The following is a 10930-nucleotide window of genomic DNA, read 5'->3' as shown; positions in this document are numbered from 1 at the left end:
AACGCGGAAACGGCCGAAACGGCCTATGCCACTGTTAGCCGTGCCTCGCACCGTGCTGCCTTTATGGCCCTGCGTCCGTTCACGGGCCGCACGCACCAGCTTCGCGCCCACATGGCCGGTATCGGCCATCCGATCCTTGGCGACCACAAATACGGGGACGACAAGTCGAGAGAATTGTCGGGCAATCTGAAGCTTCAGCTTCATGCGCGCCGCATCGAGCTGGATCACCCCGGTGGTGGCAAGCTGATTGTCGAGGCCCCGATCAGCCCTGAACTGCGGGCCGGTTTCGAGCATTTCGGCTTTACCGAGCAGGATGCCGACGAAGACGTCTTCGCAAATGTGAAACGTATCCGCTAAATGGCGGTACGCTAAACGATCTGGGGGGATCGGATGACGGGGATGTCGCTTCAGCAACGCGGACAACAGGCGCAAACCCTTGCGGGGGCGGGGCATCTGGAAGAGGCGTTGCAACTGGTCGAGGCGGCACCGGCATCCGAACGCGAGGCACTGATGGCCTTGAGGATCAATATCCTCAAGGCGCTGGAACGCCCCGAGGCGGTGGTGCCGCTGCGTCGCGCACAGGTCAAAGCCGCCCCGTCCAGCATGGTGGCCCATCACAATCTGGCCTCGGCGCTGGGCGATGCGGGCGCTGCCGTAGAGGCCGAGAGCGAGGCGCACAAAGCGCTTTCGCTTGGCGGCAAAGCCCCCGAAACATGGCTGGTTCTGGCGCGTGCTCTACAGGCCCAGCGCAAGGTGGACGAGGCTATAGGGGCCTATGGCGAGGTTCTGGCCCGTCGTAGCGACTATCTGGAAGCCATCAACGAACAGGCGCAGTTACTGTGGATGTCGGGTGCAGCCATAGAGGCGGCGCGTGAACCCTATGATCGTGCGCAGGTTCTGCATCCGGCCAATCCGGCCATTCTTCAGGCGCGGGCCGTGTTCAACACCTATGTGGGACAGGCCGAGCGCGAGGTGTGGCAAGAACTGACCGCAAGCGCCACCAATGCAGGTTTGCAAGGGGCGGGCATAGAGGTGGCAGCGGCCAATCTGGCTCTGGCCTTCGATGTGCAACGCGCCATCATCCACGGGCGCAAGGCTGTGGCGCTGGCCCCCGACGATGTTCCGGCATGGGCGGCATTGGCCAAAACCTTGTTGGTCGCCGGTGAAGTGACCGAGGCTAGAGATATCCTGTCACGACTACTGCCGGTGGCCGGGCAACAGCAGCTTGTACTGGCGCTGCATGCCACGGCTATGCGGATGGCGGGGGATAGTGATCCACTGGGGCTGGATGATGCCGATGGTCTGATACGGGCCACGCAGATTGATACGCCCGATGGCTGGCCTGACCTTGCATCCTATCTGGCGGACCTAAAGGTGGCGCTGGAGGCCCAGCACGCCTTTAACCGCCATCCGATTGGCCAGAGCCTGCGCCACGGATCACAGACGCCGGTGGATTTGCGGCGGGTGGATGATCCCGTCATCAAGGCCTTTTTTAGCGCCATAGACGGCCCGATCCGGCGTTATCTGGCCGCACTGGGAACAGGAAGTGATCCGGTACGCCGCCGCAATAACGGTGATTACCGCTTTGCCGGATGCTGGTCGATCCGCCTGCAATCCGGCGGTTTCCACGAGGCGCATATCCATTCCAAGGGCTGGCTGTCCTCGGCCTGTTATATCGACCTGCCGCCTGCGGTGGATCGAGGCGGGCAGGAGGGCTGGATCGGCTTTGGTGTACCGCCCTTTAATCTGGAATCCCCGCTGCAACCGCTGAAAGTCGAAAAGCCGGAACCGGGAAAGCTGGTATTGTTCCCGTCTTGTATGTGGCATGGAACCCTGCCGTTTGATGACAACCATCCGCGGCTGACCATTGCTTTTGATCTGATACCGGCCTGAGTTTTTATGACTGCTTTTGACGCACCGCTGGCGGTGTTTGATGTGGACGGTACGCTGGTGGACAGCCGTGCCTCTATTCACCACGCGGCGTGCGAGGCGGCCGAGGCGCTTGGCCTACCAGAACCCAGCTATGATCGTGTGCGCCAGATTGTCGGCCTGACGCTGGATAAGGCGCTGCATGTGCTGGAGCCGCAACTGACCATGGGCGAGCTGGCCGAGTTCGTCGCTGCCTTCCAGAACAGTTTCCGCACCCGTTACGAGGCTGGTCACGAAGAGCCGCTTTATGACGGGGTGATGCAGACCCTTCGCCTTTTGAAGCGTGACGGCTGGAAGCTGTCGATTGCGACGGGGCAGAACAGCCGTGGCGTGGCGCGCAATCTGGCCCGCCCCGAATGGAGCGACCTGTTTGCCTCGGCCCATTGTGCATCGGATGGTCCGGGCAAGCCGGACCCGTCCATGCTGTTGGCAGCGGTTCACAAGAACGGTGCGACGCTGGATCGTACAGTGATGATCGGCGATACCAGCCACGATATGCTGATGGCCGTAAATGCCAAGGTGGCCGCACAGGGGGTAGGTTGGGGGTTCCACACGGTGGACGAACAGCTTGCGGCCGGTGCGGTCCATGTGGCCAAAGATTTTCCCGATCTGGAGGCGGCGCTGGTGCGTTTCGCTTCGCAGGTCCGAGACTAGAGTTTAAACCATGAGCCACATTCCCCCGCTGGACCCGAACGTCGCCGCCCGCAAGGGTTTCAAGGAATCCGAAGAGCGTATCAAACGCTTCTGGAAGACAGCCGAGGTTGCACAGACCGAAGACGGCTGGGCCGTGCAACTGGATGGTCGCACACCCAAGACGCCGGCCCATCGCAAGCTGGTCCTGCCGACACAGGCGGCGGCGCAGATGGTGGCTGATGAATGGGCCGCTCAGGGCGAGTTTTTGGATGCGGGCACCATGCCGGCAACCCGTCTGGCCTCGACCGCTATCGACCGTGTGGTCGAGGTGATGGAGGCTGTGGCCGATGAAGTTGCGGCCTATGCGGGAAACGATCTGACCTGCTACCTCGCCGAAGCGCCGCAGTCTCTGGTCGAGCGTCAGGAGCGTGAATGGGGCCAGTGGCGCAAATGGGCCGAAGAGACGCACGGTATCCGTCTGGTGCCGGTGCAGGGCATTATTCACCAGACTCAAGACGAGGCGTCTCTGGCAAAGGTGAAGGCTCTGGCCCTGTCGCTGGATCATTTCCAGCTGTCGGGTTTGGCCATGGCTGTGCCGCTGCTGGGTTCAGCCATTCTGGGTCTGGCCCTGCAACAGGGCAAGCTGGATGGTGCAACCGCCTATGACCTTTCGCGCCTTGATGAAGCCTTCACCGAGGAACGCTGGGGCGTGGACGAGGAAGCCTCGCTGCGGGCCGCTGCGCAACGCGCCGAGACGGTGATGCTGGAGCAGTGGTTTACAGCGCTCGTTTAGAACGCATCTTCTAATCGTCGCGGGGGATAGTGCATGAATGATCTGTCGGGGCGGCTGCTACGCAAGCGGTTCTATCTGGGGCTTGGCCTGTCACTGGCCTATTCGGCGGTTCTGTATCTGCTGATCTGGCAGGGTAACGGCGGCATGCTGTTCATCAGCGGCCTGATCTTCATGCCTATGGCGATTGCCAGCGTGTTTTCGGCGGTGGCCGATCCATTGGGCCGCGCCTCTATCGGCACCCATTTGAAATGGGCCCTGATCGGTATCGCGGTGCTGCTGGTGTTGAGCATTATCGTGTTTCGTGAAGGCGGAATCTGTGTGGCGATGGCTGCGCCCTTCTTCTTTGCAGGCGCAGCTCTCGGGTCGAGCCTGACTGTTGCACTCCTTCGCAAACGTGCATTGCGTCACACGCCACCGCTGATGATCCTCGCGCCCTTGCTGCTGGCTCCGTTTGAGCCGCATCTGGATTACCGGATGGTGGACGAGCAGGTGGTTACGGTCATCGAGATCGATGCTGCGCCCGCAGATGTCTGGGCGCAGACGGTCGAAATCCGCGACATCCGCAAGCCCGAGTTAAAACCAACCTTCAGCCATAATGTGGTGGGCGTGCCGACGCCGGTAAATGCCCGCATGGACGGGCAGGGCGTCGGTGCTGTTCGCCAGTTGCGCTGGACGCAAGGTGTCCGCTTTGAAGAAGTGGTGACGGCATGGGAGCAGGACCGTCGTCTGGCATGGGATTTCCGCTTCGGGCCGGATTCCATCCCTGATGCTGTCGAGGCCCATATCGATGTGGACAGCAGCTATCTGAAGCTGGCGCGGGGCGATTATGTGCTGGAAAGCCTGCCGGACAACCGCACCCGCCTGACCCTGACGACCCGTTACCGGATGGCTACACCGATCAATGCCTATTGCGCTCTGTGGGGGCGGGTTTTCTTGAACGATTTTCACGGCACAGTCCTGAAAGTCATCAAGGATCGCAGCGAGGCGCAGGCCTAGGAATAGATAACTTTCCAAATTGGAAACTTATCACTTGACGATATGGAAAGTCTGGATCATTTTCCGTTATGGAAAGTGAGGGACGAGATATGACCGAAGAGCAAAATCCGCAAGAGGCGCTGGACCTGATCCGCAACACGCGCGAGCAGACGCTGGCCAAGATGGATTATTGGCCGTGGTGGTATGATTGCGGCTATGCGCTGGCCTGTGGTCTGCTGGTGGCGGGGCAGGGCTTCCCGACGGCCTTTAGCCTGCCTAGCGTCGCCATTGCGTTGGCTATTCTGGTTGTCATCATGCGTAAATGGCAGGCGGAAAGAGGGGTTTGGGTCAATGGCTACAGCCCCAAACGGGCGCGTTGGGCGGCCTTTGGTCTGGCGGCTATTCTGATCGGCCTGATGGGGCTGAGCATCTGGTTCGGCAAGGTTCAGGAAATCTACTGGGTGCCGGTGGTAAATGGCCTGGCCGGAGCGGCACTGGGCTATGTCGGTAGCCGCGTGTGGATGCGGCTGTACCGCCAAGACGTGAGGAACGTGTGATGGGGGTTCCAGTTTTTGACGCCCTGATCCACGCCCCCGGACGGTTGCAAATCTGCGCCATCCTGTCGGCAGCCGAGGCCGAGTTCGCGGTGGTGCGCGATACGATCGGGGTTTCGGACTCGGTGCTGTCCAAGCACGTCAAGGCACTGGAAGAGGCGGGCTATGTCAGCGTGCGCAAAGCACCGTTCGAAGGGCGACAGCGCACATGGCTGTCGCTGGCCCCTGCGGGCCGCAAGGCCTTTGCCGCCCATGTGGCGGAGCTGGAACGGCTGGTGAAGCTGACGGCCAACCTTACGGTTTAACGCTGGCCTTGATGAGGGCGTCACGTTCCGACGGTGTGATGTGACGCCAGCGCCCTTCGGGCAGGGCTCCGAGCGTGAGCGGCCCGACGCGGGTGCGGAACAGGTCGATAACGTCCAGTTCAACCATTTCGCACATCCGGCGGATCTGGCGCTTGCGGCCTTCCTTCAGGATAAAGCGCAGGTCCTGACCACGGATCAGATCGACCTTGGCCGGTTTCAGCTTGCGCCCGTCCAGTTCCAGACCTTCGCGAAGCCAGTTGAGTTTGGTCTGGGTGATCGTACCGGCCACACGGACCAGATATTCTTTATCCAGTTCCGATTCAGGGCCGATCACAGCCTTGGCGACCACGCCGTCCGATGAAAGCAGCAGCAAACCGCGTGAATCCTCGTCGAGGCGACCGATCGGGGGCAGGCTCTCGTCGCGACGCGGAATATAGCCGTCATCGTCGCGGTTCTTGAACGAGAGCAGGCGCACAGCAGGGATCTTACCCGGTTCCGGCTGGCCCGAGACATAGCCAATCGGTTTGTGCAGTATGATGGTGATACCGGACTGAAGCGCTTCTTCGGCATCATTATCCAGCGTCAGGGTCTGGCCCTTTTCGATCTTGCGACCGGCATCGCGAACAATCTCGCCATCGATCGTGACAAAGCCCTCGGCAATCAGGCTTTCGGCTTCGCGGCGCGAGCAGACGCCCGACTGGCCCAGCCATTTATTGATGCGAACGGGCTCGTCGCCGTCATAGGTGCGGATAAAGGCCATGGGGGGAGTCTCCGGTCTGGGCGCGTCTTTACGCTCTGGCGACGGTTTTAGAAAGGATCAGAAGCGGCGGTAGATCAGGCTGATATTATTGGCTGCCATTTCGACGCGGCGGGTAAAGCGCAGGCCGTGTTTTTTAGCCTCGCGCGAGACATCACGGCTGTCGCGCAGGCCCCATGCAGGGTTGCGCGCCTTCAGGCTCTCGTCAAAGGCGGCATTGGATGGTGCCAGCGGGACGTCTAGTTCCCTGTACGGGCCATAGAGATAAAGCAAGCCGCCAAGGGGCAACACCTTGCCCGCCAGTGCCATTAGGCCCTCGGTGGCTTCCCACGGGCTGATATGGATCATGTTGATGCAGACAAGCGCATCATAGGTTTGGTCCGGCCATGTATCGGGACCGGTCATGTCCACGCGCAACGGGGCGGGCAGGTTTGGTAGCGGATTGTCATTGCGCCACGCTTCAATGCTTTGCAGCGCCTCGGGCGACGGATCGGAGGCTTGCCAGACAATATCGTGCAGGGCGTGGGCGGCAGCCAGAGCGTGCTGACCGGAACCTGATGCAATTTCAAGCACATGGCCATGTGCGGGAAGATGCGTCGCCAGCAAACCCAGAATCGCCTCGCTGTTTCGGGCGGCTGCGGGCGAGAAAAGTCCGCCTGCGGGTGTGGTCTGCTGTGTGTCCATGGTCTGCATACCGAAGACTTAGCGCGGCGGTGCAGCACACGCCCATAAGAATTAAGCGAAATTGGTTTGCAAAGTCTTGACCTAGCGGACGGTGCAGTCCATTGGCCGCTGAAACCTGTTGTGATCGTGGTGTTGTTTTGCGTCACAACTGTCCCAGTGAGCGGACTCAAGGAGCGTGACGTGAGCCAACCCATCCCCGGCCTTCTTCCGGCCCCGACGCAACATGAAGGCCTCGTGGCCTGGGTGTCGCAGATCGCAGCCCTAACAAAGCCGGAACGTGTTCACTGGTGTGACGGCTCTGACGCCGAAAAATCGGCCATTGTTGCCGATCTGATCGCCAAGGGCACGCTGAAGGAACTGGATCAGGCCAAGCGCCCGGGTTGCTATTACGCTGCCTCCGATCCCAAGGATGTCGCGCGCGTCGAAAGCCGCACCTTCATCTGCTCGCAAGATCAGGCCGATGCCGGTCCGACCAATAACTGGGCCGATCCGGTTGAAATGCGCGCGCGCATGGACGGCCTGTTCGACGGCTGCATGAAGGGTCGCACCATGTATGTGGTGCCGTTCTGCATGGGCCCGCTGGGTTCGCACATCTCGGCTCTGGGCGTTGAAATCACCGACAGCGGCTATGTGGCTGTGTCGATGGGCATCATGACCCGTATGGGTAAGGGCGCCTTGGATCAACTGGGCACCGATGGCGTGTTCGTTCCGGCGGTTCACACGCTGGGCGCACCGCTGGCCGAAGGTCAGGCCGACGTTTCGTGGCCGTGCAATGACGACAAGTGGATCGTCCACTATCCGGAAACGCGCGAAATCTGGTCGTATGGCTCGGGCTATGGCGGCAACGCCCTGCTGGGCAAGAAATGCTACGCGCTGCGTATCGCCTCGATCATGGCCCGCGACGAGGGATGGCTGGCCGAGCACATGCTCATCCTCAAACTGACCAGCCCCGAGGGCGTGGTGAAGTATGTGGCCGCGGCCTTCCCGTCGGCCTGTGGCAAGACCAACCTCGCCATGCTGCAACCGACCCTGGATGGCTGGAAGGCCGAGACGGTCGGCGACGATATCGCATGGATGCGTTACGGCACCGATGGTCGCCTGTATGCTGTGAACCCCGAAGCGGGCTTCTTCGGCGTGGCACCGGGCACCAGCCGCAACACCAACAAGAATGCTCTGGATACACTGGTAAAAGACACGGTCTTCACCAACGTCGCCCTGACTGCCGACAACGACGTCTGGTGGGAAGGTTTGACCAAGGAAGCTCCCGAGGGCCTGACCAACTGGAAGGGCCAGCCGCACGATCCTGCATCGGGCGAGCCTGCCGCTCACCCGAATGCGCGTTTCGCCGTCTGGGCCGGACAGTGCCCGTCGATCGCACCGGAATGGGAAGATCCGGCCGGTGTGCCGATCGACGCCATCCTGTTCGGCGGCCGTCGCGCCTCGGCTGTGCCGCTGGTAACCGAAGCCTTTGACTGGGAGCACGGTGTGTTCCTCGGCTCGACCGTTGCCTCCGAAGGCACGGCTGCCGCTGAAAACAAGGTCGGCGAGCTGCGCCGTGACCCGTTCGCCATGCTGCCGTTCTGCGGCTACAATATGGGCGACTATTTCGCGCACTGGCTCAAGATGGGCGCCTCGGCTCCGGACGCTTCCAAGCTGCCGCGCTTCTTCTTCGTCAACTGGTTCCGCAAGGATCAGGACGGCAAGTTCGTCTGGCCGGGCTTTGGCGACAATATCCGCGTGCTGAAATGGGTCGTGGATCGTCTGGAAGGTAAGGGCGAGGCTGTGACCACGCCGGTTGGCCATGTGCCGTCGCGTGAAGCTCTGGACCTGTCGGGTGTGGAACTGACCGAAGCCCAGCTTTCGACCTTGCTGGATGTCGATGCCGATGTCTGGACCGAAGAAGCCAGCCTGATCCCGGCCTTCTACGAGAAGTTTGCCGGGCGTCTGCCTGCGGCCCTGTGGGACCAGCATGCGGCCCTTAGCAAGCGCCTCGAAGACGCCCGCGCGGCACGTCTCGCAGCGGAATAATCGCATAGCGACTTGAAATCGGGGCACGGGCGGTCGAAGGACTTCCCGTGCCCCTTTTTAATTCTCCCTCACTAAATCTCTCATGACTTCATCCGATATCGTCATCATTGGCGCAGGGGTCTTTGGCCTCGCGACGGCAGCAGAGCTTCGCTTGGCCGGACATCAGGTGACGGTGGTCGCGCCCGATACCCCCTCGGCCTCGGCTGTGGCGGCGGGGATGATCGCCCCTGCTATGGAGGCGGCGATCGACGGCCTGCCGGTCCATGTGGCCGATATGCTGAAAATGAGCCGGATGCTGTGGGATGTGTTTGCGACACGCACGGGCATTGATCTTCAGGACATGCCGGCGGAATGGCGCGGCGAGGGCGTAGAGCGCGTCATGCTGCAGATGCAGCGCCACGACTTTGCGCATAGCTATGACGCGCAAACCCGTACCCTGACGACGGACGAGGACGCCAAGCTGGATCCTGTCACGGCGCTGGAACGGATGGGCCAGGGGATTACCCGCATCAATGCCACGGCCGAAGCGGTCTTCCGCGAGGGGGATCATTGGCTGGTGGTGACATCCGAAGGCGTGGTCAGTGCACCCAAACTGGTGCTGGCTACGGGGGCATCCGCGGCCATTATCGGTCTTCCCGATGCGGTGACGCGTATTATCGACGCCATTATTCCTGTGCGCGGCCTGATCGGCATAACCCGCGAGCGGTTGAGTGAGCATGTACTGCGCGCAGATGGGGCCTATGTAGCGCCTGTAAACGCTGGTCCGTTTGCGGGCGGCAGTATGATCGGCGCGACCATGGAGACAGGGGTGCGTGATCTGGAGCCGGATATGGAGCGCTGCGAGGCAATGCTGGCGGCAGCGTGGGCATTGTTGGGCGTGGAGCCGCGCCCGATAGAAATTGAATGGCGCGCCGGTATACGCGGGGCGTCGCCCGATGGCCTGCCTCTGGTCGGCGATGTGGGGAACGGCCTGTATGTGGCGTTGGCCCCACGCCGTAACGGCTGGTTGCTGGCACCGCTGGTGGCCAGCCAGCTACGCGCCGAGATCGAGGGCCAGTCCGTTACCGAACGGACCCTCGATCCCCATCGCGTGCTTAATCCGTCAGATCGAACCGGATTCCGACCGTAACGCGGGCACCGTCAACGGCCTGACCATCCACGGTCTGCGGGCTCATGCGGAAATAGCGCGACAGGTTGGTGGCGGCGCGACCAAAGCCATTACGCGCAGGCGTTTCCGACGTGACCTGACAGTCGGTCAGCGTGCCATTGACCCGTACCGCGCAGTTCAGAACTGCATTGCCGGAAATCCCGCGCTCGATGGCGGCATCGGGATAGGCCCGCATCAGTTGGTCCGCTGTTGGTTGCTGTATCCAGTTGGGACGGGTGATGACAGACGGTGGCTTGGGCGCGGGCGTTGCCGCCGGTGTCGTGCCGCTGGCATCGGGTGCAACCGGTGTGGACAGGGTGACGGCCGGACCTGTGGCCGTTGTCGGGGCATCATTTACCGGAGCCACCAGTGGCGGCACAGGGCTGTCGATGACCCGTTCTGGCCTGTTCAGCTTGGGCGCAGGGGCGGGGGCCGCCTTGGCGACCTCAGGCTCCAGCGGCTTGGGCGGCGGGTCCAGATAGACGATGGTTCTGGGAACCTCCTGCACCGTTTGTGGCGCAAGGGTGATTTCGAACTTCTGGTGATAGAGGAACAGGCCGACACCCACATGGGCGGCCAGCGCGGTCCCCAACAAGGCAATCCACATACGTCGCGACGACAGATTTGTCGGACGGTGGTCGAGAATGGCGGATAGATTCGCTCCGCCAGCGGCACGCGTCATCATCATCATGATCTGCACCTCTAATCGCAGGCCTCCCCAGACCTAACGGTATTGCAGCGCTTGGATTACGGCGTTTTGTGGACAAATGGGCTTGAAGCCTCTTTTCAATACCGATTCGTTAACGGCAACGGTTTCGTGTTAAGGTGTCGTTAACCTTGGTTAGCGACCGTTAGCATATGAGCGTTGGAGCGATTCCTTCTTCAAGAGGCGTAGAGGCAGCCATCCGGCGTGCCTCTTCGACGACGGGTGTCGATTTCGATTTCCTGATGAAGACCGCGCGTCGCGAAAGCGGGTTCAATCCTGACGCCAAGGCACGGACCTCGTCGGCATCCGGCCTGTTCCAGTTCATCGAGCAGACCTGGCTGGCGACGGTCAAACAGCACGGCCACAAGCATGGCTATGGCCAGTATGCGGACCTGATCTATCAGGGCGGTGACGGGCGC

Annotated in this window: 12 protein-coding genes and 1 pseudogene; 10 read left to right on the top strand and 3 right to left on the bottom strand. The window is 61.5% G+C overall.

Annotated features, from left to right (window positions below):
* From RSB01_RS11615 to RSB01_RS11585, 7 genes and pseudogenes are all read left to right on the top strand, one after another.
* Positions 1-357 (top strand): annotated as a pseudogene (locus RSB01_RS11615) (RluA family pseudouridine synthase); the annotation flags it as partial.
* A gap of 33 nt (positions 358-390) precedes the next feature.
* Positions 391-1893: a putative 2OG-Fe(II) oxygenase gene (locus RSB01_RS11610; RefSeq protein ID WP_332619551.1), complete on the top strand. Its 1503-nt coding sequence runs from the start codon at positions 391-393 to the stop codon at positions 1891-1893.
* A 6-nt stretch (positions 1894-1899) separates the two neighbouring features.
* A complete protein-coding gene (locus RSB01_RS11605; protein ID WP_332625507.1) occupies positions 1900-2583 on the top strand; it encodes an HAD-IA family hydrolase in 684 nt (227 codons plus the stop codon).
* Between the two features lie 10 nt (positions 2584-2593).
* Positions 2594-3355, top strand: coding sequence for an ATP12 family protein (locus RSB01_RS11600; protein WP_332619553.1), 762 nt, complete (start codon positions 2594-2596; stop codon positions 3353-3355).
* 33 nt (positions 3356-3388) lie between these two features.
* Positions 3389-4351 (top strand): hypothetical protein, encoded by a 963-nt coding sequence (locus RSB01_RS11595; RefSeq protein ID WP_332591484.1) that lies wholly within the window; start codon positions 3389-3391, stop codon positions 4349-4351.
* Between the two features lie 89 nt (positions 4352-4440).
* Complete coding sequence (locus RSB01_RS11590) at positions 4441-4887, top strand: hypothetical protein (RefSeq protein WP_332591485.1); 447 nt, start codon at positions 4441-4443, stop codon at positions 4885-4887.
* Positions 4887-5189, top strand: coding sequence for a transcriptional regulator (locus tag RSB01_RS11585; RefSeq protein ID WP_332591486.1), 303 nt, complete (start codon positions 4887-4889; stop codon positions 5187-5189). The genes RSB01_RS11590 and RSB01_RS11585 overlap by 1 nt, the downstream gene beginning before the upstream one ends.
* Here RSB01_RS11585 and RSB01_RS11580 read toward each other — a convergent pair.
* Both RSB01_RS11580 and RSB01_RS11575 read right to left on the bottom strand, forming a co-directional pair.
* Positions 5179-5949 carry a pseudouridine synthase gene (locus RSB01_RS11580; RefSeq protein WP_332591487.1) on the bottom strand — a complete coding sequence of 257 codons (771 nt, stop codon included), beginning with the start codon at positions 5947-5949 and terminating at the stop codon, positions 5179-5181. The two genes, RSB01_RS11585 and RSB01_RS11580, sit on opposite strands and share 11 nt — an antisense overlap.
* 57 nt (positions 5950-6006) lie before the next feature.
* Positions 6007-6639, bottom strand: coding sequence for a DUF938 domain-containing protein (locus RSB01_RS11575; protein WP_332591488.1), 633 nt, complete (start codon positions 6637-6639; stop codon positions 6007-6009).
* Between the two features lie 171 nt (positions 6640-6810).
* Here RSB01_RS11575 and RSB01_RS11570 point away from each other — a divergent pair, with 171 nt between their 5' ends.
* A complete protein-coding gene (locus RSB01_RS11570; RefSeq protein ID WP_332625506.1) occupies positions 6811-8658 on the top strand; it encodes a phosphoenolpyruvate carboxykinase (GTP) in 1848 nt (615 codons plus the stop codon).
* 82 nt (positions 8659-8740) lie between these two features.
* A complete protein-coding gene (locus RSB01_RS11565) occupies positions 8741-9787 on the top strand; it encodes an FAD-binding oxidoreductase (protein ID WP_332590626.1) in 1047 nt (348 codons plus the stop codon).
* Here RSB01_RS11565 and RSB01_RS11560 read toward each other — a convergent pair.
* The gene (locus tag RSB01_RS11560) at positions 9753-10496 is read right to left on the bottom strand and encodes a TonB family protein (RefSeq protein WP_332590625.1); all 744 of its coding nucleotides are present in this window, start codon (positions 10494-10496) and stop codon (positions 9753-9755) included. The genes RSB01_RS11565 and RSB01_RS11560 overlap by 35 nt on opposite strands.
* Before the next feature lie 167 nt (positions 10497-10663).
* Here RSB01_RS11560 and RSB01_RS11555 point away from each other — a divergent pair.
* Positions 10664-10930 (top strand): transglycosylase SLT domain-containing protein (locus RSB01_RS11555; protein ID WP_332625505.1); only part of this gene is annotated, 267 nt, incomplete at its 3' end.

Source organism: Brevundimonas sp., from assembly GCF_036659295.1.
Taxonomy (GTDB): Bacteria; Pseudomonadota; Alphaproteobacteria; order Caulobacterales; family Caulobacteraceae; genus Brevundimonas.
Note: the sequence above shows the minus strand (reverse complement) of the source record. Positions and strands in the feature narration are given on the sequence as shown.